Source organism: bacterium, from assembly GCA_037128595.1.
GTDB lineage: Bacteria > Verrucomicrobiota > Kiritimatiellia > CAIKKV01 > CAITUY01 > JAABPW01.
Genome location: JBAXWB010000020.1, coordinates 19,833 through 44,157, shown reverse-complemented (window position 1 = coordinate 44,157; position 24,325 = coordinate 19,833). Strand labels below are relative to the sequence as shown.

Sequence of the window (24,325 nt, the reverse complement as noted above, 5' to 3'; positions counted from 1 at the left end):
TGCGCGCAACCATGATTCCCCCTTCCATAAACACCCCCCTAGTGTCCATTGTCCTGGGTTCGTTCAACCGCAAGTGGTATCTCCAGCAGACGATCGCCTGTTTACGCAGGGAGCTCAAGACCGTAGGCGGTGAAATCATCATCGTGGAAGGCGGCTCCACCGATGGGTCTGTCGAGTGGCTGGCGAAGCAGAAGGATGTGGTCCTGATCCTCCAGCACAACAAAGGCAACTGGCAGGGGCAACCGCTGGAACGGCGGAGCTGGGGTGGCTTCATGAACCTCGGATTCAAGTGCGCACGGGGCAAATATATCCTCATGGTCAGTGATGATGTCATCCTTGAATACGGCGCCTTAGCCAGGGGCATCCAGGAGTTTGAATCGGCATTGACGGCAGGCCAAAAATTGGGAGCACTGGCATTCCCCTGGTTGGAGTGGCCGACCCAACCGAAGCTCTGGATCCGCAAGGTGTTCGGCCAGGTCTACGTCAACCACGGCCTGTTCCTGCGTGCCGCGCTGGAGCAGGTCGGCTGGATCGATGAAGGATTCCAGTTCTATTTTGCGGACTTCGATCTCTGCATGCGCCTGGTTCAGGCGGGATATCAAATCGATATTTCCCGTGGGGCGCGGGCGCTACACAACTACCACGCGAACACATTCCTTCGGAAAGACAACATGGACCGGGCGCAAGGGGATAAAAAATATCTGTTGGAAAAATGGCACTCTCTCTGGGTGGATGGCAATCCGTCACAGCTAAACGAATGGGAGTACCAGACGGGCTGCCTGACACCCGCAACCCTGCAGGTTTTTGAACGCCGCTGGCGCAGCCCCGCATTTGTCTGCTACGCCCTCGCCACTTATGGGCGGGCCTGGATGCGGCAGTGGGCCAGCCGCTGGCAAGGATCACCAAAACCATGACGACAAACACAAGGGCCGCCAACAGAACGCAGCGGTGGTGGACAGAACGCGTCCTCCCCCGTGCGATCTTCCTCAAACAGCGCTGGCTCCGTGCCGGCAACTGCCACATCACCTGCCCGGGAAACCAGGACGGGCTGGGCGCGCAACTCCAGGCGCGCCTCTCCGGCATGCTCTTTGCGGAGTGTCAGGGGCTGACGTATGTCCACAGTCCTTTCACCTCCCTCCACAACACGCCCGCCGACGAGCCCGACTGGCCGACCCGGTGCGAACGGTTTTTCGGGATCGGGGCCGGCGAGTTGGCGGTTGCGGATGTGGCACACGAGCTGGGCGAGCCCCGCCGGGTGAACAACCCCACGCAAATCCGGATGATCGACGACAGCTTCTGGTCAACGCCCAACTGCCATGCGTACGCAGACCTGTATCCCCACCAGTACCTGCGCCTGACCGACCGGTTTGCCGCGCGCTACCACGCGGCTCCGAAGGACGGGTGTACCGGCTACTACACCCCCGGCGTCGTGAACGTCGCCTTACACCTCCGCCGGGGACAGGACCTCGCGCACAAGCTGCACCTCATGACCCGCAGCGATGATAGCGCCGTACTCCTGCAGACGATCACCGATGCGCTCCACGACACGGATGCGCCCTATGTGATCAGGGTGTTTTCGCAAGGGACCGAGGAGGATTTTCCCGAACTGCGCCGGTTCGGGGTCGAGTTCCACCTGAACGAAGAATTACTTTCCACCTTCCACAGCTTGGTGCTCTCCGATGTGCTGGTCATGGCTAAAAGCTGCCTCAGCTACAGCGCGGCGCTGCTTTCCAAGGGTCTTAAAATCTATGGACCGACCGGACACCGACCGCTTCCTGGCTGGCTGGTGCTTGGAAAGGACGGACGGCTGGACCAACGGCACCTGACACAACGCCTGAAGGCGTACACGGGGCAAACCACATTATGAATATGCTACCGGAAAGAATCATGCAGATGTTGAGAACGTTCACGCTGCCGCGCCAACGGCTGCGTTCCGATCCGCGGCGCATCGCCGTGGCCATCCCGACACACAACCGGGCCGACCGCGTCCTGCAGGTCGTTCAACGGATGCTTCCCGATCCGCGCATCGGCGAGATCGTCGTGCGCGACGATGCCTCGGATACTGCGAATTTTGACAAGATGGCGGCCGGCCTCGGCCGGCTCGGACCGCGGGTGCGGCTCTTTCGCAATGCCTCCAACCTGGGTGCCTTTGGCAACAAGCTGGCGGTCGTGGGCGACTGCCGTCTGGACTGGGCGCTTCTGCTCGATTCCGACAACCAGTTCGGCCCGGACTATCTTGACCGCTTCTATGCCTTGGCGACATGGTCCGAGCGGGTGATTTACTGTCCCCAACGCGCCCGGCCCCGGTTTGACTTCAGCTTCCTGGCCGGCACGACGATGGACCTGAAAGCCGCGCCCGCCCTGTTTACGCCGGCCTGGAAGGATCCGATGTGCGTTTTCCTGAACACTGGAAATTACATCGTGCCGGTCAAACCCTACGTGGCCGGGCTTACGCCGTATGCCAGCCGGAATGTGGGGGGGGCCGATGTGTTCTTTGCGAACCTGGTATGGCTGCAGGGGGGCGGGCTTCTCCATGTCGTGCCCGGCATGGAATACGACCACGACGTGCACGAAGGGAGCTGGTTCAAGGAGACCGCCGCGCAGAGCAAGCCGCTGGTACGCCAGATGCAGGCCGCGCTGGAATCGGGCAACCCGTCAGCGGTTTCTGCCCTACTCGCGACGATGGGCCATGAAAGTGCAATCCATGAATAAAGTAAAACCAGGAGATGGAGTAACCGCATGACCAGCATCGTTGTAACGACCATATTCGAGCCGGCCTTTCTCGACAGCTATGTGGAGGCCTTGCAGGCGGGCCATCTTTCCGACACAGCCAACCTCATCATCATTCCGGACCGGAAGACACCGGCAAGCGTGGGGCGTGCGGCGATGGCGGCGCGGCAGAAAGGCTTCCGCGTCGCCTGCCCGACGCTCGAGGAGCAGGAGACATTCCTCCAACGCCTGGGACTGCCTGCGGGGTTCATCCCCTATGACACCGACAACCGGCGGAATGTCGGATACCTCATGGCCCTGGACCAGGGGTGCGAGACGCTGGTCTCGATCGACGACGACAACTATTGCCCCGCAGGCACCCGATTCGTCGAAGACCACCGGGTCGTGGGCGGGACGACCGCTGATCCCATCGTGCACTCGTCAGATGGCTGGTTCAACGTCTGCAGCCTTTTGAAAAGCGGGGAGCGCACGGATCGGGCTGACACAAATCAGGACGGTCAGCAGGAAGATGCGGAGGGCATATTTCCCCGGGGATTCCCCTATTTTGCGCAGCGTGCGGAACGGGAAACCAAATGGATACATGGCGGGACGCCGCTACCCATTGCCATGAATGTCGGACTGTGGCTTGATGAGCCGGATGTCGATGCGGTATACCGTCTGTGCCGGCGGCCCAAAGTCCTGACATTCAAAGGCCCCAGCGTCATCATGGGCCCGGATGTCTGGTCGCCCATCAACACGCAGAACACCGCGCTGACGCGAGCGGCCGCGCTGACCTACTATTACGTCCGGATGGGGTTCCCCCTGCAGGGACTGCAGATTGACCGCTACGGCGACATCCTGAGCGGCTACCTGACGCAGAAGTGCGTGAAACACCTTGGGCAAGGGATCCGGGTCGGCACGCCTATCCTGGATCATCGTCGGTCGCCGCATAACCTGTTCAAGGATCTTTACCATGAGCTGGCCGGCATGGTTTTGATTGAGGAGCTGATCCCATGGATGATAGAAGTGAAATTGTCGGGGGCCACACATTTGGAAGCCTATGCATGCCTGGCGGACCACCTCGCGGCGGAGGCGGACCAGTTCAAAGGCTTTGTTTGGGACCACGGCGGCCGTGATTTCCTGACTGACACGGCAAACTGTATGAAGACCTGGATCAAAGCAGTCGCTTCCATCGGATAATGTAAGGCGGGGGAATATCAATGAGTAAAGCTGAACATGATGCCCGGGCCGCACACGAACGCGGTACCGTGAAACACTATGACCGGCCCTGGTACCGGAGCGCATCCAGCGTGTTGACCCGACGCGGGTTGCGCGGCTTGCGTTGCCTGGACCTCTGTGCCGGGAATGCCGAATTCTCTGAGTTGTTGCGTGACCAGTTCGGCATGAAGGTCACCTGCGCAGACTATGCCCCCGCCCACCTCGCCCATCAGCAGGCACTCGGCTTCGACACCTTGCACGTGGATTTGGATGCCGATGCTTCAGAGGTGGACCGTGTGGCCAAAAATCATGCCGGCACATTCGACCTCGTGGTGTCACTGGCGACCATTGAACATGTGTTCGACTCGGACAACTTCCTGCGCCTGTGTCATACCGTCCTCAAGCCCGGCGGCATGCTATTGGTCAACACCCCCAACATCTCGTATTCCGGTTACCGGCTCTATTCCTTATGCAGTGGCAACCGGCCGTTCGGTGAGGGGCATCATGTGCGTTTCTGGGATTTCCGATTCCTCCGGACAAATCTGTTTCTGAATGGCTTTAGCGTAATTGAGGATGGGCGCCAGTTTCATTCCCTGCCAGCCGACCCTTTGACCCGGGCCTTCCGTGGCCGGAAGTGGTTAGCAAATTCCGTGGCCTGGCTGTTTCATGCCTGCCGCTTCCTGCAGCACCTGCCGGGAGGCAAACACTGGTTCGCAGACGAATTAACCATCCTGGCCGAGAAAGATGACGCATATCCGGTTGGTTTCTCGCTTGCGCGCGTCAAATCGCAACTAAATCAGCTCCATGGCAGGCCCGAAGAACCGTTGGCCATCCAACGATTGAAAAACGCCCAGCAGCGCGGCTGGCTGCGGGAACACCTGATGCTGAACGACATGGCACAGACATGCCGGGAGGCCCCGTCGAAAACCCTATGAATACACCTCAAATCATTGCGATCGTCCTCATCAAGAATGAGGATCTCTTCATCGAAGCCGTCCTCCGGAACATTCTTGAGTTCTGCGATCGGATTTATGTTGCCGACAATCACTCCACCGACGGTACAGCGGACATTGTCCGGCGAATGGCGACGCAACATCCAAAAATCGAATACAAAACAGTGGATCATCCTTCCGAGTCACACGATTGGATCGCTGGTTATGCCGGTGGACCGAACTGGGTGTTCGGCGTGGATGGAGATGAGGTCTATGACCCGGTCGGCCTCAAGCGGTTCCGCGCCGATCTGCTCGCCGGCCGGTATAACCAGCATTTCAAACTCCTGGGGAATGTACTGAACGTGCGTCAGTTTAACCGTGACCGGCAACGCGCCACGGGCCACCTCGCCCCACCCTGCCGGAGCATGGTGAAACTCTATAACTTCGGAGCCATTGAGTCCTGGCCCTCCCCCTGCCCCGAGCGACTTCACGGCGGAACCATTACCTATAAACCCGGTTACAACGAACACTCCGTGTGTGAACTGCACAAGCAGTTGGATTGGGAGGCAACCCCGTTACGGTGCCTGCACCTCTGTTTCACGCACCGCAGCAGTGTGGACCTGCGGCGTAACACCGAAAAGGTGAAGATCCGCAAAGGGGTGGGAGAGGCAACCATGTGGTCATTCAATCTCCGCTCCTGGGTGTTTTCGCTGTTCGGGCGCGAGGACATCCCTTATTTCAAGCGCGACTTTTACATGCGGGGCCCGCAGGTTGAAAAAGATATCAGTTCATTTGGCTTATAAGCGGCCACCACACCCATGTTCACGCATTGGATCGAATTATTGCAGGGCCGTTTCGAAGCCCTTGTCCAACGCCACCCCATCCTTTTGATGGTGGGCGCCACGGTATTCAGCATCCTCTACACCGGGCTTGCGGTGGCCTCGGACACCATCTATTACCAGCTCTCCCTGGACCCCTTCCGCACCAGGTTGGATCTGGCGCCTGCAAACTACTTTCAGGAAACCCTGCTCCAGCCGCTCTGCGCCCATGCCCTCGGCCTCAAGACACTTACCGCCTACAGCCTATTTTGCATGACCCTGGTTTTCTGCGGATTCGCGGCCTTTGCGACCCTGGTGGCATGGCGGTCCCACCGGAAAACGGCGGCCCTTTTCCTCCTGATACTCCTCGCACATCCGGTCAGAGGCGTTCTCTATTCTTTCGTCGGCATGCCCGACGCCATGACGTTCGTCATGACCGTGCCCTTTCTGTTTCTAAACGCCCCGCTCGCCCTGGGGCTGTTGGCCCTCTTGGCCGCCACCAACCATGCCGTTTTTTTATTTATTATCCCCACGCTCTGCCTCTTACGTTGGGCCGCACACGAGCCGGGATTCCGCTGGCCCCAACTCATCGCATCTATTGCCGGGCTTGCCTTGGGCCGCTGGGTGCTTCATGGCTTTCTAATGGCATATGGAATCGAACTGGTCTCCCGTTATCACTGCGCTCGCAGTTTGCCGCTGGTCAATCTGGTGCATAACAACTTTTCTCAGCTTCCCATGACCCTGTTTTCGCTTCACGGTGCCGTGTGGGTGGCCTTGGCAGCCAGTCTGGCCATTCTCTGGTCATCCACACCACGCTACGTTCTGCTGGCGCTAGCAGCCCAGACCAGTCTCTATGGCATCACCTTCTTCACCTCAGACACGACACGGGTCTTTACGCTTCTGGCCTGGGCCCCCGCCTTGCATGCCGTGATCTGCGCCAACCGCCATGTCGAGCAATCCTGGACGCCGGCATCGCAGGGACAGTGGCAGGGGGCCCTGCTGCTGGTCGGCCTGGCCGGACTCCTGCTCCCAATGTACTCCGTATGGGGCGGTTTCGTGATTCCCTGCAATTCATTGCCGTTTTATCAGTCAATTCTGGCTCATATTGTTGCCGCACTATAACCGGCGACCCGTTTTCTGAGAGAGGATACTATTATGGAAAAGTTTAAAGTTTTCTTCACAGGTGGTGAAGGCATCAGCTGGGCTCTGGACCATGATCTCCACCACTTGACACAGCTTTCAAAAGAATTCGTCGAGGTGGTCCCTCTTGAGAAGGCGGACATCATCCACACCGTGTTTTGGCATTCCCTTCTGCAACTGCCCCCGAAACAGCTAGCCGGCAAATGCGTGATTGCCAGCATTGCGGACAAGCCCCATATCGTCTTCAACCGCCCGGAATATCTGAAGGTACGCGAACTCATTGATATCTGGCTTTGCGAGTATGTTGAATCGCTCCAGTTTGTGAGCAATTGCGGACTTCCCTGCATGCTCTTCCCGGACGCCATTGACGTAATGCAGTTCGCCCCTCCACCGGACCGGAAGGAAGCCTCCGCCGCCTTGAAAGCACGGTTCGGGATTCCGTCTGACCGCCACCTGATCGGTAATTTTCACCGGGACTCATCAGGGTCCGACCTTTCCCTTCCCAAGAAACAGAAAGGCGCCGATGTCCTGTTGGAAGTGGCAACCCTCCTGCACCGCAGGGGCCTGCCCGTGCATTTCCTGCTGGCCGGGCCCCGACGTCACTGGATTCGCAGGGAATTTAAAGCCCGGGGTATCCCGTACACCTTTGTCGGACAGGAAATCGCGAAGGACGACATTGCGGAGAATACGCTGAGCCTGGATGAGGTCGCAAAACTGTACAGGGGGCTGGATGCCTATGTCATTTCAAGTCGCTGGGAGGGGGCCCCGAATTCAGTATTGGAATGCGCTGCCAGCAAAACCAAACTAATCAGCACCCGCGTCGGCCAGTCTCCCGATATCCTGTTCAGGAACCAGATTTTCGACAGCGCAGAAGAAGGGGCCCGAATGCTGGCAAGGGACATCGAGGATAACTATCTTGGCCCCCTGATCGAGACCGCCTATGAGCATATCCACAAATTCAACACGCATCAGGCCATCGCCGGTCGACTCAAATATATCTATGAACAGGCCCTGCTGAACGCCTCCCCAAAGCGAGCCGTCATGGCTCAGGTGGTCCGGCCCTCAGGCATTGCTTCATGGTTTGGCCGGGGTAAAGCCCCGGTCGTCAACCCGAACCGCGAGATTCGAAGGACACAGATCGAACAACGGATCGGGAAGAAGAAACAATTAACCTTCGCGCTATGGAACGATTTTCAGCCGCCCCCCTATGGTGGCGGCAACCAGTTCATGATCGCACTCGAAGGGGCTTTAAAACGGAAGGGCATGGCGGTAGTCCGGAATTCAGGGGTTGGTGCCGATGCACATGTCATCCAATCCATCTGGTTTGATCGTGAAAAGTTTGACCGGGAACTCGAACCTGGCGCCGTGGTGGTCCACCGAATTGATGGTCCCATCGGTTTGTATCGCGGGAATGACACCAAAAGCGACGCCGCCTGCTACAAAATCAACCAGGAGCTGGCTGACGTCACCGTCATGCAGAGCGGGTGGAGCATGAGCCAGACCTACGATCTCGGGTTCAAACCCTTCCGGCCTGTCCTGCTCTGGAACAGCTGTGATGGGGCCATTTTCAATAAAGAGGGATGCCTCCCCTTCGACCCGAAACGCAAAACCCGGCTGATTTCGACCGCCTGGTCTGACAACCCTCGCAAGGGCCGTGATACTTACCGGTGGCTGGATGAGCATCTCGACTGGACCCGCTATGAATACACTTTCGTGGGACGTATTCAAGAGACCTTCAAGAATATCCGGGTGGTGGAACCTGTGGACTCAATTAGTCTGGCCAGCATGCTGAAAGAGCATGATGTTTTCATCACCGCTAGCCAGCGCGACCCCTGCTCAAACTCGTTGGTTGAGGCGTTGAGTTGCGGGCTTCCTGCTGTTTACCTCCACGACGGCGGACATCCGGAGCTGGTTGAGTTCGGCGGTCTGGGATTCCGCGACCCGCTGGAAATCCCCGCCTTACTCGAGCGTATCACCGCTCATTATGAATCGTTCCAGAATACGATCTGGGTGGACAGCATGGATGAACTTGCTGACAAATTCATCGCCTGTGCCCGTCTTGCCGCTGTGATCTAATGGAACCAGTCACCTGATCCGAGCCTGGGGCAATTGATTTCAGACAACTCATTGACACATGCTGTTCAACTCATTCCAATTCATGCTGTTCTTCCCGCTCGTGGTGGCACTGTATTTCCTGCTGCCCCCGCGCGTCAGGTGGATCATGCTGTTGGCCGCCAGCTGTTATTTCTACATGGCCTTCGTGCCGGCCTATATCCTGATCCTTTTCTTTACGATTCTTGTGGATTACGTAGCCGGACTCCTGATTGAGCCGGCACAAGGGCAGCGGCGCCGATTTTACCTGGTGCTAAGCATAGTTGCCAATGTCGGCGTACTCGCCTTCTTCAAATACTTCAATTTCATCAATGCCAACCTGGCTGGTCTGGCGCAAGTGCTGGACTGGAATTATCCCGTTCAACCCCTGGCCTGGATATTGCCTATTGGCCTGTCGTTCCACACCTTCCAATCGTTAAGTTACACCATTGAGGTATACCGGGGAAATCAACCGGCAGAGCGGCATCTGGGAGTGTTCGCCCTTTATGTCATGTACTTCCCCCAACTCGTGGCCGGTCCGATCGAGCGTCCGCAGAATTTATTGCATCAACTGCGCGAGCCCCATGACTTCAACCCGGTCTGGCTGCGGGATGGACTCCTGTTGATGCTGTGGGGCCTGTTCAAGAAGGTGGTGATTGCGGACCGCCTAGCCATTCAGGTCAACGAGGTCTTCAACCATCCGGGTGCCTACCACGGCCTGCCGGTGCTCGTGGCGGCCTATTTCTTTGCGTTCCAGATCTACTGCGATTTCTCAGGATACTCGGACATTGCGCGCGGTGCAGCGCAGTGCATGGGCGTCCGGTTGATGGTGAATTTCCGGCGTCCGTATTTCGCCACGTCTATCGCCGAGTTCTGGCAACGCTGGCACATTTCGCTATCCAGCTGGTTCCGGGATTACGTCTACATCCCGCTGGGTGGCAACCGCGTGTCAGCCGTCCTCTGGGTCCGGAATACCCTGGCGGTTTTCCTCCTCAGCGGGCTGTGGCATGGCGCCAATTGGACCTATGTGGTGTGGGGCGGCTTGCATGGCCTGTACATGGTGATCGGACGGTTTACCGCTTCCTGGCGTTCGCATCTTTGGGAGGTAGTCGGATTGGCGCGCTGGCCATCACTCCGCAAGTTCGTCGGGGTACTGTGTACGTTCCACCTGGTGTTGGTGGCCTGGTTCTTTTTTCGTGCCGCCAGCCTATCGGATGTTGGCGTGCTGTTGCGCAACGCCTGGCAGGGACCTTGGCACACGACGGCGTGGGCGGGACTGAGGCCTGAGGAGTTTATCCTGGCCATTGCCTCACTGGTCATCCTGATCAGCGTACATCTGCTGCAACGCCGCTGGCATCTCCGGCCCATGCTATCCAACCAGCCGACCTGGATCCGTTGGGGGGTCGCCTATGGAATGATCCTGGCCATTGTGCTCCTGGGCGAGTTCCGTGTTCAACCGTTCATTTATTTCCAATTCTAGCCCATGCGTGCGCTCCTATTACGTGCTCTGATGTTTGCCCTCGGCCTGTGGCTGGTGGCACTGGCATTGGATGCCCTCCTGATGTGGGGCATCCACCGGAAACAAACGGGCGATTACGGGGTATGGAACCGGATTGTTTCCGGGCGGATCAATACGGAGCTTCTGATCTCGGGCTCATCACGCGCGCTAATGGATGTGGATAGCCGCCGGCTGGGTCAGGCAACCGGTCTGACCTGTTTCAATATCGCCATCGACGGCGCCCGGCTGGAAGCACAGGCTGCCCTTCTCGAAACCTACCTGCACCATAACCGGGCGCCGGCAGTGATCATTCAAACGGTAGACATATTCTCCCTGGAACCGCTCGACCAGGTGTATCAACCCTCGCTCTACGCACCCTATCTTAACGAGACGTCACTCTATGCGTATACGCGGGCAGTCGAACCCGGCTTCTGGATGCGCCGCCACGTCCCGCTTTACAATTTTGCAGTGGATAAAGTGATGCTGTTTGAATCCATCTGGAGTCTGATTGGACGCGAAACGGCCTCATGGGAATACCGCTTCGACGGTTATCGGCCACATAACGGGACATGGGACGGTTCTTTCGACCGCTTTATAGATGATCATCCCGGAGGCAAAACGTACCCGATCACTCAGGCGGGAATCAACCACTTGCAGCACATTGCAGGCCTGGCCAAAGAATATGGGGCCCAACTGATCGTGGTCTATCCCCCCGAATTTCACCGCAATATTGAACTGACGATCAACCGCGCTGAAATTTTCCAGGCCTACATGACACTTGCCACGCAAAACCATGTCCCGTTCTGGGACTTTTCGGATGACCCGATCTGCCGGGATCATTCCGCCTTCTATAATTCGCAACATCTTAACCGTGACGGGGCTGAACGCTTTACGGATTTACTGGCACAGCACCTTCTTGTCTGGAAAGCCTCGTCACAACCGAACCTTTATCACGGCCCCGGAAAATGACCATGAAGACTCATTGGCAGAGAATGCTGTACCGGCTCCCCGTGGAATGGCGAGAGCATAGGCGCTGGAAGGTGTGCCCCCCTACAGGGACCCCGCCGCGGGTGTTCTACGGATTCGACCGGCTACCCGCACCCCATGAACCCGGGCATGGGGGCATCATCAAGGTCCAGGATCTCCAGCAGATGTTCCCCAACTCGCCCCATAGGGCCAACCTCCTTTACCTCATCAGCAGCTACACCCCGCTGTTTGCCTCACGGATGGCTGAACGGGCCCGCCGGGCCGGGGCGCACTTTATCCTCAACCAGAATGGCGTGGCCTATCCCGGGTGGTACGGTCCCGGCTGGGAGAACGCCAATACGGACATGCGGAAGCTGCTCGTGCAGGCCGACCACATCGTTTATCAAAGCCGTTTCTGCAAGGACAATGCTGACCGCTATCTGGGCGAAGCACACTGTCCCAGCGATATCCTGCATAATCCAGTCGACACCCGTGTATTCGTGCCAGCCCCAACGGACCCGGCACCGGGGCGCTTTGTGATTTTGCTGGCCGGGAGCCATGGCTCATTTTACCGCGTACAGACGGCAGTGGATACGCTGGCCGAACTCCTCCCGCACCTGCCGGAATCTCAACTGATTATTGCCGGCCGCTGTGCCTGGCGTTCCGATACCGCAACCGCAGAGGCGGAGCTGCAGGCCTACGCCTCAAAACGCGGCGTGGCAGACCGGGTGGAGTTGACAGGCCCCTATCCGCAGACGGCGGCCGTGCCCCTAATGCAAAGGGCGCATGTGCTCCTTCACACCAAATACAACGACCCTTGTCCGCGCCTGGTCGTCGAGGCGATGGCCTGCGGCCTACCTATCGTCTACTCCGCAACGGGCGGCATGCCGGAACTGGTGACCCAAGACGCCGGGGTAGGCATACCTGGCCCTATTGATTATGAGCAGGACCACCCTCCCTCGCCAGCCGCATTGGCGGAGGCACTCCTTACCGTCGCCCGACAACAAGCCACCTTTGCGGCGGCCGCCCGTCTTCATGCGATGGCACATCTGGACATCCAACCGTGGCTCTGCCGCCATGCGGAGATATTCAATAACCTGGCAACGAGGGCCTCGTGAACATTGCCATCCTGCTATCCACCTGCGACGCCTACCAACCGGTTGCTAACTTTACGCTCGGTCGTCTCGACACATGCTGGCCTGACCATCCCGAAGTCTTCATCTGTGGCCTGACCAGGCCAGCACTTAAGCCCGACGCCTGTCTGCCGTTCATCGGAAACCCGCGCGACTGGATCGGCATCACCCTGCAGGCCGTTACGGCACTGGAGGCACGCGGAATCGAGTGGCTCTACCTAATTCTTGATGATCATGCGCCGTTCGGACCCTGTAATGCCCAGTACCTGAACCACACGCTTCCGGATACTGCCGCGCGTTTGGGCGCGATTCAGGTGAATCTCATGGGTTGGGATCAGCATCAGCCTCAAGCCGGAACCGTCCTGGGCGCGTCCGACTTACATTGGCAGAGGAATGCACCCGACTTCCGTTGGAAGTTCAGCCTCCACCCCGGATTCTGGCACGTACCCACCCTGGCCCGTATCTTACGCCAATTACGCGCGAGCCAGCCCGAGGCGCTTAGCGCACGGGCCTTCGAGGGCTCCATGGACCGCGCCGCGCGAGAACTGGATCCCGACTTATGCTCCAGAACCTACCAGGTCTGTGGGGATGGCTATGCCATTGGCGGCCGCTGGTTCGAACGACCGATGCCACGCCGCCTGGCGCTTCAGGGGATTCACATCGCCCGTTGGACAGCCCGCCTAGCAGGAAAAGCGATGCTGGAGCGTCTGGACCGTCATCTGCTCTCCTACCTCCGCTATCTCAACGGCCCCTACCCCATGTTCTGGAGCGGATTGATCCAGGCCGGCACGTTTCAGAATTACGCAGGGCGTTTCCTGGCTTGGAGCGGACAGGACTCCGCCGTCAGTGCTCTGGATCGACTTACGGACATCACTGGAAAGACTAAATTTTGACTCTGGACAGGTGGCGTTCGACGTCCTCGGCGAACGATTCTGCGTCCTATCCGTCAATCAGCCGCCGAGACGTCGGCTGCCACCTGTGTAGCGCTCTAAAATGAACCTATTGGTTTACTTTATGAAAATCCCGCACGCCGGACCATAAACATTCCGATGAACACATCTTCCCCAATGATTACCGTCCTGATGCCGGTCCATAATGGCGCAGAGTATTTGCGCGCCTCCGTAGAGAGCATTCTGGGCCAAACCTGTCGGAACTTTGAGCTTCTGGTGGTCAACGACGGCTCAACCGACGGCACGCCGGAACTCCTTTCCCGATTCGCCGCAGACGACCCGCGGGTCCACGTCATCGGCGGGGCGGAACGGCTCGGTTTTTCCGGTGCGCTCAACCTGGGGCTGACACAGGCACGGGGCGCCTTGATCGCCCGCATGGATGCGGATGACATCGCGCTGCCGGATCGCCTTGCAATCCAGTCCGACTTCCTGCACACGTTCCCGGAGGTCGGTTTGTGTGGCGGCCGCGTTCAGGCCTTTGGCCTGCGTAAGGGTACTTTTCACTGCCCGCCGCTCACCACTGAAGAAACGCTCTGCTACTCCCTGTTTGACAACCCGTTTGCCCACCCGACCATCATGCTACGCCGCGAACTGGTTACCCGACACGGCTTACGATTCGATCCGGCCTTCTGTCCCTCCGACGACTACGAGCTCTGGAGCCGTTGCGTGAGGCTTTTCCCCTGTGCGAACATCAATCGCGTTTTACTCCATTACCGGGTGCATGCCAAAAGCATGTCGGAAGCGGACTGGAGCGAAATGGATCGACTGGCCACGCGCATTGCCGCCCGTGAATTGGCGGAACTGGGACTTCCCACCGACGATGAGACGACCCGTTTTCATCGCAATCTGGGGCGTGGCCGGTGTTTCCCGATCCGTCAACGCGATGAACTCATACGGGGTGAACAGTGGCTGCAAGCCCTGTTAGCCGCTAACACGAACCGCGAGCGCTATCCAATGGCCACCTTCAGGCGCACGGTGGGCGATATCTGGTTCAGGGCCTGTTACCACGCCGGGGCGTTGGGACCATGGATGATCCGTCACTACGCAGGTTCGCCCTTGCGCCGCACACGCTCGACCTCCCTGAAGGAGTGGCTGGCCCTGGGCCGAATGGCGCTCAATTTGAATAAAAAAGCGCAACGCACAGGTGGCTGATTGATTGGGTGGCAGCCGGCGTCCTCGGCGGCTGATTGGCGGACCGTACGCAGAATCGTTCGTCGGGGACGCCGAACGCCACCTTGAATTATTCTGGATACTCGAGCAGCAAACAAGGAGCCCCATGAAAGCCATGATTTTAGCCGCAGGAAAAGGCACACGCCTCTATCCCCTCACCGAGACCATGCCCAAACCGATGGTGCCCGTGGCCGGCAAACCGGTTCTTGAGCACACCTTGAACTGGCTACGCCGGCACGGCATTCTTCACATTGCTATCAACGTGCACTACCAGAGTACGGCCATTCGCGATTACTTCAATGATGGGACTGGGCTCGGAGTGTCACTGCACTATTCGCAAGAACCTGAATTACTAGGGACGGCAGGCGGAGTTAAACAGATGGAACCGTTTTTCGGGGAGTCCTTCGTCGTGGCCTATGGCGATGTCCTGACGGACCTGGACCTGGGGGCGCTGATCGCCTTCCATCACGCTCACGGGCCAGCTCCGCATACCACCCTCACCCTTGACCAGCGGCCGGATGCGGAGCAGTGCGGGGTGGTGGCACTGGATGACAACCAGCGGGTGACGCGTTTCCTGGAAAAGCCTAAAAAAGAAGAGATTCAATCCCCCTGGGTGAATTCCGGCATCATGGTCCTTGATCGCGCACTCCTAGCCAGGATTCCCGCAGGCCGTTTCAGCGATTTCGGCCGCGACATCCTCCCGCAATGGTTATCTGAAAACGTACCGATTTTCGGGTGGGGACTGCCGGAATCCGCTTACCTGATTGACATGGGTACGCCCGACAAATACGCTATGGCCATTCGTGACTGGCCGTCGCGGTTGCACAATATCAAGGAAGCTTCATGAAAGTGCTTGTTACAGGCGGAGCAGGATTCATCGGCAGTGTGGTAACAGAACTGCTGTGTGATGCCGGCCACACCGTATGGGTATGGGATAATTTGTCAAACGGCCATCTCAAGGCCGTTGACGGACGGGCGCAATTTCAGCGGGTCGACCTGTTGGAGGCCACCGCCGTCGCTGAATCCATGCAGGCCATACGCCCTGATGCCGTCGTGCATCTGGCCGCCGAAGCCCTGATTGACGTCTCCATGCGCGATCCGGGCCGGTTCTATCGCGCCAATCTCATAGGTGGAATCCACCTGCTCGACGCCATGGTGGCCTCCGGTGTCCCCCGCCTCGTTTTTTCATCGACCGCCGCCACCTACGGCCAGCCGGCCCACACCCCCATCACCGAGGATATGGCCGGCCAACCGTGCAATTCATACGGCGCCTCCAAATGGGCCTTCGAGCAGGCGCTCCACTGGTACTATTCTGCCCATGGGCTCCGGCATATTTCGCTACGTTATTTCAATGCCTGCGGCGCCACGGCACTGCACGGCGAGGATCACCGACCGGAAACACATATTATCCCCCTCCTCTTTGCCGTCGCCCTGAATCAACGCTCCGCCTTCAAGTTGTTCGGTACCGACCGCGCCACTCCCGACGGGACCTGTATCCGGGACTACGTCCATGTGGTAGATATCGCCCGGGCCCACCTGCTGGCCCTGGACCGGATAGACCGCACGGAACCCACCGCTGTCAATCTGGGTCTGGGACGCGGGTACTCGAATCGGGAAGTCATTGCGACCGTGCAAGCCATCACCGGCCGCTCCCTGCGCGTTGACCCTGCGCCGCGCCGCGCGGGGGATCCCGACATCCTGATCGCCGCCGCCGACCGTGCCCGCACCGTATTAGGCTGGATCCCGCAATTCCCGGATCTCAACAGTATGGTGTCCACCGCCTGGACCTGGCAACACGAACACCCGAAAGGCTATGAATCATGATTATTTCACGCACCCCCTTGAGAGTCAGTTTTGCCGGTGGTGGCACCGATCTGCGCGCCTATTACGGCCGTGAACGCGGGGCTGTCCTGAGCACGGCCATAGACAAATACATCTACATCACGGTCAATCGCAAATTCGACGACAAGGTTCGTGTAAGTTATTCGGTCACCGAGATCGTGGACCACGCTTCGGAACTGAAACACGAATTAATCCGGGAGGCACTCAAACTCACCGGTATTACAGGCGGGATCGAGATCACCTCCATCTCTGATGTGCCCTCGCAGGGTACCGGACTCGGGTCGTCAAGCAGTTACACGGTTGGACTACTCAACGCGCTCTATGCCTTCACGGGAAAATTGGTGAGTGCCGAGCGACTGGCCGACGAGGCCTGTCGGATCGAGATTGAGCTCTGCGGCAAACCGATCGGCAAGCAGGATCAGTACATTGCCGCCTATGGCGGCATGCAACATATCCAGTTCAATCCGGACGAATCGGTCTTTGTCGATCCCCTTCCCTGCCGTAAAGAGCTCAGGGAGCAATTGCAGTCAAGCCTGCTGATGCTCTACACCGGCCTGACGCGCTCGGCCAATGACGTGCTCAGTGAGCAGCGGAAGAATACCGAACAGAACGGCGTGACCATGGACGGACTCCGGACCATGCGCGACCTGGCTGATCAACTGCGCGAAAGCCTGTGCGCCGGTAATCTGGATGGATTCGGCGAGATGTTGCACGCCGGCTGGATGCTGAAACGCACCCTCGCGGCAGGGATCAGCAGTCCTTCCATTGACGGCTGGTACGAACTTGCACGCAAGAACGGGGCCATTGGCGGCAAACTCCTCGGCGCGGGCGGTGGCGGCTTCCTCCTGCTCTATGCACATCCGGACCGGCACGCAGATATCATCCGGACCCTCCCCGAACTGCGCCCCATTCCCTTCCGGTTCGAGCCGCAGGGCAGTAAAATCATTTTCATCGAGTAACTGAATCTCAGGAAAAGGAAGCGACCATGACACATAAAAAAGCGACCAGCATCGATTTTGTTGGCGAATATTTCACGGGACTCAAACAAGTGATCAACAGCGTGGATGCCGTGCAGGTGGCGGCATTGATCGAGGAACTCCAGAATGCCTACGATGCCGATCAGCAGGTATTCATCATTGGCAACGGGGGCAGCGCAAGCACCGCCTCACATATGGCCTGCGACCTGGCCAAAACCGTGCTCGGCAAATTGCCGAATAAAACGACTAAGCGTTTCCGGGTGATGTCGATGACGGATAACGTATCGCTCATCACGGCCCTCAGCAATGACTTCGGGTTTGAGCACGTGTTTACCGAACAGCTTCAATTATTCGCCCGGAAAGGCGATCTGCTGATCGTCATTACCGGAAGCGGCAATTCGCCGAACCTGATCTGTGCCGTTGAACTGGCGCGAAAAATGGGTCTGCGCACCGCCGGCTTGCTGGGCTTTGATGGCGGTAAGATTCAACCCCTGCTCGACACCCCGGTACTGGTCCCCAATTACAGTTATGGCTATGTCGAAGATGTCCACGTGATCTTTGACCACCTGATCACCGCCTGGTTCTGCAAGCAGTTTCATGTCCCGGAACGGGTGAGCGGGGCCCCTGTCTCCAGCCGCTCCTAGCCACCCCCGTCATGAGTGCCCCCCTGATTACCGCCATCATTTGCACGCGAGATCGAGCACGCCTGCTTGATCTCTGCCTGCGTAGCGTATTGCGGCAGACGCTCCCACGCGAGCAATACGAGGTGCTGGTCATTGATAACGGCTCAAGTGATGATACCCCTTCCGTATGTGCCACCTATGCGGCCTCCGGAGTGCGCTATGTCATGGAACCGGTGCCGGGATTATCGCGCGCACGGAATACCGGTTGGCGCGAGGCGAAAGCCCCGGTGGTGGGCTATCTCGACGACGACGGTCAGGCGTCCGAAGGCTGGCTGGCCGGTGCGCTGAAAACCTTCACCGAGGTGCAACCGCCCCCCGCCTGGGCGGGTGGGCCCATTGATCTCGACTGGCACGCGCCCTGCCCCACCTGGCTGGATGAGTCGATGCAGGAATGCCTGGGCGCACTCGATCTCGGGGACCAGCCGCGCTGGTTGGAACGATATGAGCGGCTGGGCGGTGGCAACAGTTTCTTCTCCCGCGAGCTCCTCGCCGAACTAGGCGGCTTCGACGAACGACTTGGCCGCATCAAGACACTGCTGCTGTCCGGCGAAGAGACGCAGCTCCAGCGCCGCATCGAAGCGCGCAACGGACGTCTGTATTACCACCCGGAAATCCGGATGCTTCACGACGTGCCGCCGGAAAGGGTCCAACCCGCGTTCTTCTACCGCCGCTACTATTGGGGCGGTATTACCGATACGGTTATCCGGCGCACATTGCGTGAACAACTGCCCGCAGCAACTAACACCCAGCTCCCCTCGGCCAAGTCAAACACCGGAACCGGGTTCCTTGCGGTGATCTCACGCGCTCTGCGCCACACCCTCTCCGCCGCAGGTTTGGCCGGGCGCGACCACCGTATCCGCGGCCGCATCTATCTCGCCTATGTGCTGGGCACCTTCCGCGGCCGCTTCCTGCGCATCACTTTGGATCCCCCGTGATGAACGCAAGCCCCCCCATTCCCGCCCACACCTCCTGGCAGAATCAACGCTGGCAAAGCGGAATGATCCCCGCCATCAGTGTCGTTTTTCCAACTTATCGTCGCCCGGATACCCTGGGGCCTGTGCTTGAGGCATTGAACGCCCAGACCGGACTCCCCCCGGAAGCCTTCGAAGTGGTCGTCTGTGATGACGCTTCCGGTGACACGGCCCCGGCGACACTGCTTCAGGCCTCCGCACAGGCGCTCCACCCGATGACTTGCGTGGTTCTTAGTGAGCAAGGCGGGCCCGCACGCGCACGCAATGCGGCGCTACGATTCGTTCGCGCGCCGGTGGTCCTGCTCCTGGGTGATGATATCCTCGCCCCGCCCGATTTGGTCGCACGGCACATGCAATGGCATGCCGCACATCCTGCGGTGACCGAGGCACTGCTGGGGGCTTCGTCCTGGGACGATACCCCTCCGCCCACCGTCCTGATGCGCTGGCTGGAACAGGGGGGACGGCACTACGCCTTCAACTATCGTGATCTTCCCGTAGATTGCCCGGTCTCCGGTCACTTCTTCTACACCTGCCATGTCTCTTTCAAAAAAGGATTATTCACGCTGGCGGGCGGATTCGATGAGTCTTTTCCCTTCGCCTCGCACGAGGATCTTGAGCTCGGCTTGAGAATGGAGCGGCACGGCATGCAGTTGACCTTCGACCCCACCCTGGTGGTCCGGCATCGGCACTGGATGAATCTGCAATCTATTTGCACCCGGATCTACCGCATGGGCTATTCCTCCATCCATTTCTATAACACCGGGGCCCTGCCCCTTTCGCGTCCCCGTGCGCTGGCGAGGAACCTGCTGATGCGCCTCTTCGCTTCCCCATGGGCACGCCGAACGGCCACCCGACTGGCCGGGCCGGCCACCCCATCCCACCCGCGCCCGCTGCGCTGGAGACTCCTGTTAGCCAGCATGTATTGGAGCGGCGCCTACGATGCCGCGCAGGGGAAAACACCTCTGCTGCCGTCGCTTTCCAGATAAAGGACCTCTATGCAAGACGTGTGGATCACACTTGGGGTGCTGACGTCATTCACCCTGCTCTACCTGCTGCCACTCTGGTTGCCCGCCAAACGTTTCCTCGCGCCCGGTCCCTGGCCTGTGACAGCGGCCGCAGCACTCCTGCTCGGATTGACCGTTCAGAGTGTGTACGGCCTGATCTGGACCCGCTGTATTCGCCATACCCCATATCTGGAGGGCGCCGGATTCCTGGTTATTTGCGCCGCACTCACGTTAGCGGCCATACTCCTGCCACGCCGCGCCAGTCCGCTATCGTCCACCATCCCGAAAGGGGAGAGCGGGTTACTGGCCGCTATTTTGCTGATCGGGATCCTCGTCAGGAGCCTGCACCCCCTGCAGCATTGGGCCTTGGGTCAGTCTGACGCCTATACGCACCTCACAATGGTCCGCGAAGTACTGGCCTGGGGCTATATTGGAAACAGCAGCTATCCCGCAGGCTTCGCGTGGATCATGAGCCTGCCCGCCCTCGCCTTTCACTGGGACCCCTATTATCTCGCGCGGTTTGGTGGCCCCTTCTTCGGTTCAGCGATGGTGCTGGCCGTCTACGCCCTGTTGCGCCTGGGAAGCAAATCCGGTGTGGCCGCGCTCTGTGGAGCCGCCTGCGTCGCCTGGTTCCCGGGCCTGATGCTGCTGATTAAAACCGGGGTCGGGACCTTCGCCAACCAGATCGGCTTTATCGTGCTGCCGCTATTGTGGCTTGGCTATCTGCTGGCCCGCGTACCGGAAACGCGGAGCCGCGGCATCCTGTGGCTGGTGGCCGGATTCACGGGGCTGGCCCTTACCGTGCCGATGATGCTTTTACATGTTTATGGCGTGCTGCTCCTCCTGCTCCTCATTGATGGGGCCGGAACGCGCCAGTCCGTGTGGCAGCGCGGTCGCCTGATTCTGCTGCTCATGACCGTCGGCCTCGGCCTCCTGGCCTTCCACATGACGCATATGACCCCGTGGCAACGCGCGATGACGGCGATCCACCTGACGGGTGCGAACCAGACGACCGGCCCGTTGAACGCGAATCCGGAATCGATGACGACGCTCCTGACCCTGGAAATGCTCGGCCGTGATTTCCTTGCCATCAAGCGCGTTGGACTGCATTCAGCCCTGCTTGATTCCACCTTGATAGGCCTGATAGCGCTCTGGTTGTGCGCCCTCGTGTGGGGTGTGCGTCGCAAACAACCGCTGACGCTTTTACTGGGATGCTGGGGCGGGTTAGCCTGCGTACAAGTGGCCACCGGGTGGCTGCAGTTCACGGCGTATCAGCGCGAAGGCTGGAGCCTCCTGATTGCCGTGGGCGCGATGGGAGGCACCATTGCCGGCGCGCTGTGGGACTGGCGCACCGGTCTGCGCCCCCTGCTGCTATCTGGATTGGTGGCAAGTGGAGCCTGGACACTATCCCATCCGCCGGGGCACCCCCTCCTCAACAGCAGCGCAGAGGACGAGTTGGTCCGCACGATCCGCCTGCTCCGCTCGTTCCCGCACCGGGACCCCTCGCCCGACACCACCTCATTGGCGGCGCACCAGTTTCTCGCGCAACACCTTGACCCTCATCAAAAGCTCGGGATATGCTCCCGCTCCCTGATTCAGTCGGACGTCTACCGTGCCATCACCGGCTTTAACCCGCGCCTGACATTCTACAGGATTGTTGAATACAACCCCCTCCCCAAGTATATGGCACTGGGGAACCAGTTCCTAATCGTGCTGGATAAGCCGGAGGATCTTGTAGGAATGGATTTCGGCGTTTTTGGTACCATCAGTCCGGCCTTAAAGGAGAATTATGTCGAACAACAGCGGCGACGCTACGCCACTAATCTCCTCATAGAGACGACGGTGGCCGGCTTGCCCCGGGACCTATGGGATGTGCATGAACTGGCCGTCAGTCCGCGGCTGAGAATCATTGTGGCGAGCCGCGTCACCCCACTGGCCAAGGCGCCCTCCGCCCAGGGTCTTTTGTTTTGACCGATCTGGCGCTGGTTTCGACAGAGCGAAACCCTCCAAACTGATCGAAATCAGGAAAATATCATGTGTTCTCACAGTGGAGGGATGCGCTCCGTCGCATCCGCAAAGCCAAAACAGGCCAAAACAATAGACCCTGGCCCTCCGCCCCCCCAAGCACAGTTACATCTTAACAAGTAACTGATTTTTCAGTATGGTCTTCCGGCATGGACGACATTCTGAAAAAAACTCTGGTCATTATTCCGGCTTTCAACGAGCAGGCGGCCCTTCCAGGACTCATCGCTGAAGTCCGCGCGGCGGCACCCGGAACTGACATCCTGATCATCAATGACTGCTCCCTTGACCGGACGGCAGAAGTGGCCCGTGCCCAGGGCGTTCATGTCCTCGATCTGCCGTGTAATCTCGGAGTGGGTGGCGCCGTTCAGGCGGGGTTCCGCTACGCCTATCGGCAAGGCTATCACTATATCATCCGCTGTGACGGCGACGGCCAGCACCCCCCTTCTGAAATCCCCAAACTGGTCGCCGCAATGGCATCAGGGGATGTGGACCTCGTGATCGCCTCACGGTTCCTCGAAGACGACGCCGACTCCTACAAGAGTACCGCCTTCCGATACGCCGGCATCCGGGGTCTGGCCCTTTTACTCTCCCTCATTTGCCGGGCTCGTGTCACCGATCCGACCTCGGGCTTTCAAATGATGAACCGCCCCCTGATCTCCTATTTCTCCCGTTCCTACCCGCTCGATTATCCTGAACCCGAATCCCTGGCGCTGCTCCGGCGGCAGGGCTATCGTTTCCGTGAAGTGGGCGCCCGTTTCCGCCCGCGCACCACCGGCGTCTCCTCCATAAAGTCATCAGGGGCTTTTTACTATATGTTCAAGGTTGGACTGGCCTTGGCGGTTGACCGGGCCCGGACGGTCAACAGCCGCTACGCCCGCCATAACATTATCCAGGAGATGCCATGACGCTGCAGAAAGTTTTCCTGTGCGCCCTCTGTTTGGGAATGCTGGGGATGGGGTTCCGCATGGTGACGCAGAAACAGAAGCGTTTTTTCCTCGGACTGGCCTGGATCACCATTGGCATCGGTTGTGCGCTGGCGGCCTATCACCCCTCCTTCTTTCGGGACGAAAATCCAGCCTCCCTGGTGTTCAGGATGCGCATTGTACTGGGATTCCTCAGCGCCCTCGTATTGATGATCACCCTGGAGGCGGTGCGACGGTTTGCCATGGAAGAACGCTACGCCCTTCTGTGGGTTTTCACCGGGGTAACGCTGCTGATATTTGCCATCTACCCTGATGCGGTGGGCTGGCTGGCCGCATTGACCGGGATGCAGTATATCAGCGCCATCACCATGGTCGTATTTGCCTTTCTCCTGCTGGTCGTGTTTGATTTCTCGCTCGCATTGTCCGAGTTGCGCGCTGACCAGCGCCGGGTCTGCCAGCATGCCGCCGAATTGGAACTCCGTATCACGGAGTTGGAGAAGGCTTCGTCATCCGGCTGTAAATCGTCACAATCCCCCACCTGACGGCACGATGCATCAGGCCTTGCAGGGAATACCGGCCGGCATCCGCCAGCGCCGCCTCCAGTTCCTCCTGGAACTGGGGCACAAACCCCTGCCCACTCAACGACCCTGGATGCCATCGAAAGGCCGCCAGCGGGCCACCAGGGACATGCACGGCCCCGCCCTGTTGCCAAAGCCGCAGGATGAATTCATAATCCCAGGCATACCTCAACTCTTCGCGAAGCGGCCCCGCCACCTGATAAGCCGAACGCCTGAAAAACATGGCCGGCTGAGAAATATAATTGATGCTCTGGATCATGAATCGCGAAGAGACCGGAAAGAAGCACTCCTTGAAGCGGGTGATGGCCTTCCGGATCTCCTGCCCCTCTTCGTTCAATATCGGACAATGGCCAAAACACAGGGCCTTTCCGGGATGGGCCTGCATCACCGAGGTGACCCGGGCGAGCGCACCGGGATAATAACGGTCATCGGAATTAAGCCAACCGATCACGTCGCCGGAGGCTAACCGTAAGCCCTTGTTTATGGCCGAGGCGGCACCGCGATCGGCTTCAGAAATCAAATGCGTGATTCCTCCGCGATAAGGTTGCAGGATCTCCAGGGAGTGATCCCGGCTCCCCCCATCAATCACGATGTGCTCCACCTCCACGCCGGCCCCACGCTGCGAATGCACCGAGCGCACACATTCCTCCAGGAACCGTGCCCCATTGTAATTGGGAGTGATAATCGAGATCTTCAT

The 24,325-nt window shown here is 59.0% G+C and carries 23 protein-coding genes; 22 read left to right on the top strand and 1 reads right to left on the bottom strand.

Annotated features, from left to right (window positions below; genetic code table 11):
• Nucleotides 1–11: 11 nt before the first annotated feature.
• The 22 genes from WCS52_12890 (at nucleotide 12) to WCS52_12785 (ending at nucleotide 23,592) form a co-directional block, all read left to right on the top strand.
• Nucleotides 12–914 (top strand): glycosyltransferase, encoded by a 903-nt coding sequence (locus WCS52_12890; protein MEI6168080.1) that lies wholly within the window; start codon nucleotides 12–14, stop codon nucleotides 912–914.
• A complete protein-coding gene (locus WCS52_12885) occupies nucleotides 911–1,867 on the top strand; it encodes a hypothetical protein (GenBank protein MEI6168079.1) in 957 nt (318 codons plus the stop codon). Before WCS52_12890 ends, WCS52_12885 begins: the two co-directional genes overlap by 4 nt.
• Nucleotides 1,864–2,712: a glycosyltransferase family 2 protein gene (locus WCS52_12880; GenBank protein ID MEI6168078.1), complete on the top strand. Its 849-nt coding sequence runs from the start codon at nucleotides 1,864–1,866 to the stop codon at nucleotides 2,710–2,712. Before WCS52_12885 ends, WCS52_12880 begins: the two co-directional genes overlap by 4 nt.
• Before the next feature lie 27 nt (nucleotides 2,713–2,739).
• Nucleotides 2,740–3,909, top strand: a complete 1,170-nt coding sequence (locus WCS52_12875) for a hypothetical protein (protein ID MEI6168077.1) — start codon at nucleotides 2,740–2,742, stop codon at nucleotides 3,907–3,909.
• Nucleotides 3,910–3,929: 20 nt separating this feature from the next.
• Complete coding sequence (locus WCS52_12870; GenBank protein MEI6168076.1) at nucleotides 3,930–4,862, top strand: methyltransferase domain-containing protein; 933 nt, start codon at nucleotides 3,930–3,932, stop codon at nucleotides 4,860–4,862.
• A complete protein-coding gene (locus WCS52_12865; protein MEI6168075.1) occupies nucleotides 4,859–5,662 on the top strand; it encodes a glycosyltransferase family 2 protein in 804 nt (267 codons plus the stop codon). Before WCS52_12870 ends, WCS52_12865 begins: the two co-directional genes overlap by 4 nt.
• A gap of 15 nt (nucleotides 5,663–5,677) precedes the next feature.
• Nucleotides 5,678–6,799: a hypothetical protein gene (locus tag WCS52_12860; GenBank protein ID MEI6168074.1), complete on the top strand. Its 1,122-nt coding sequence runs from the start codon at nucleotides 5,678–5,680 to the stop codon at nucleotides 6,797–6,799.
• Between the two features lie 33 nt (nucleotides 6,800–6,832).
• Nucleotides 6,833–8,893, top strand: coding sequence for a glycosyltransferase (locus WCS52_12855; protein ID MEI6168073.1), 2,061 nt, complete (start codon nucleotides 6,833–6,835; stop codon nucleotides 8,891–8,893).
• 58 nt (nucleotides 8,894–8,951) lie between these two features.
• Nucleotides 8,952–10,388 (top strand): MBOAT family O-acyltransferase, encoded by a 1,437-nt coding sequence (locus WCS52_12850; GenBank protein ID MEI6168072.1) that lies wholly within the window; start codon nucleotides 8,952–8,954, stop codon nucleotides 10,386–10,388.
• Nucleotides 10,389–10,418: 30 nt separating this feature from the next.
• Nucleotides 10,419–11,375, top strand: coding sequence for a hypothetical protein (locus WCS52_12845; protein ID MEI6168071.1), 957 nt, complete (start codon nucleotides 10,419–10,421; stop codon nucleotides 11,373–11,375).
• Nucleotides 11,376–11,377: 2 nt separating this feature from the next.
• Nucleotides 11,378–12,490 carry a glycosyltransferase family 4 protein gene (locus WCS52_12840; protein ID MEI6168070.1) on the top strand — a complete coding sequence of 371 codons (1,113 nt, stop codon included), beginning with the start codon at nucleotides 11,378–11,380 and terminating at the stop codon, nucleotides 12,488–12,490.
• Entirely contained in the window at nucleotides 12,487–13,398 is a 912-nt protein-coding gene (locus WCS52_12835; protein MEI6168069.1) for a hypothetical protein, read from the top strand. The genes WCS52_12840 and WCS52_12835 overlap by 4 nt, the downstream gene beginning before the upstream one ends.
• Nucleotides 13,399–13,554: 156 nt before the next feature.
• The gene (locus WCS52_12830; protein ID MEI6168068.1) at nucleotides 13,555–14,607 is read left to right on the top strand and encodes a glycosyltransferase family A protein; all 1,053 of its coding nucleotides are present in this window, start codon (nucleotides 13,555–13,557) and stop codon (nucleotides 14,605–14,607) included.
• A 124-nt stretch (nucleotides 14,608–14,731) separates the two neighbouring features.
• Nucleotides 14,732–15,472 (top strand): nucleotidyltransferase family protein, encoded by a 741-nt coding sequence (locus tag WCS52_12825; protein ID MEI6168067.1) that lies wholly within the window; start codon nucleotides 14,732–14,734, stop codon nucleotides 15,470–15,472.
• Nucleotides 15,469–16,449, top strand: a complete 981-nt coding sequence (gene galE / locus WCS52_12820) for a UDP-glucose 4-epimerase GalE (protein MEI6168066.1) — start codon at nucleotides 15,469–15,471, stop codon at nucleotides 16,447–16,449. Before WCS52_12825 ends, galE begins: the two co-directional genes overlap by 4 nt.
• Nucleotides 16,446–17,426 (top strand): GHMP kinase, encoded by a 981-nt coding sequence (locus WCS52_12815; protein ID MEI6168065.1) that lies wholly within the window; start codon nucleotides 16,446–16,448, stop codon nucleotides 17,424–17,426. The genes galE and WCS52_12815 overlap by 4 nt, the downstream gene beginning before the upstream one ends.
• 26 nt (nucleotides 17,427–17,452) lie before the next feature.
• Nucleotides 17,453–18,088, top strand: coding sequence for an SIS domain-containing protein (locus WCS52_12810; protein MEI6168064.1), 636 nt, complete (start codon nucleotides 17,453–17,455; stop codon nucleotides 18,086–18,088).
• Between the two features lie 11 nt (nucleotides 18,089–18,099).
• On the top strand, nucleotides 18,100–19,062 hold the full coding sequence (locus WCS52_12805; GenBank protein ID MEI6168063.1) for a glycosyltransferase family A protein: 963 nt from the start codon (nucleotides 18,100–18,102) through the stop codon (nucleotides 19,060–19,062).
• Nucleotides 19,062–20,084 (top strand): glycosyltransferase, encoded by a 1,023-nt coding sequence (locus WCS52_12800; GenBank protein ID MEI6168062.1) that lies wholly within the window; start codon nucleotides 19,062–19,064, stop codon nucleotides 20,082–20,084. The genes WCS52_12805 and WCS52_12800 overlap by 1 nt, the downstream gene beginning before the upstream one ends.
• 9 nt (nucleotides 20,085–20,093) lie before the next feature.
• Nucleotides 20,094–22,073: a hypothetical protein gene (locus WCS52_12795; GenBank protein ID MEI6168061.1), complete on the top strand. Its 1,980-nt coding sequence runs from the start codon at nucleotides 20,094–20,096 to the stop codon at nucleotides 22,071–22,073.
• Nucleotides 22,074–22,276: 203 nt separating this feature from the next.
• Nucleotides 22,277–23,032: a glycosyltransferase family 2 protein gene (locus WCS52_12790; protein ID MEI6168060.1), complete on the top strand. Its 756-nt coding sequence runs from the start codon at nucleotides 22,277–22,279 to the stop codon at nucleotides 23,030–23,032.
• The gene (locus WCS52_12785; GenBank protein MEI6168059.1) at nucleotides 23,029–23,592 is read left to right on the top strand and encodes a DUF2304 domain-containing protein; all 564 of its coding nucleotides are present in this window, start codon (nucleotides 23,029–23,031) and stop codon (nucleotides 23,590–23,592) included. The genes WCS52_12790 and WCS52_12785 overlap by 4 nt, the downstream gene beginning before the upstream one ends.
• On the opposite strand, the gene WCS52_12780 is transcribed toward WCS52_12785, so the two are convergent.
• On the bottom strand, nucleotides 23,534–24,325 hold the full coding sequence (locus WCS52_12780) for a glycosyltransferase family 2 protein (GenBank protein MEI6168058.1): 792 nt from the start codon (nucleotides 24,323–24,325) through the stop codon (nucleotides 23,534–23,536). The genes WCS52_12785 and WCS52_12780 overlap by 59 nt on opposite strands.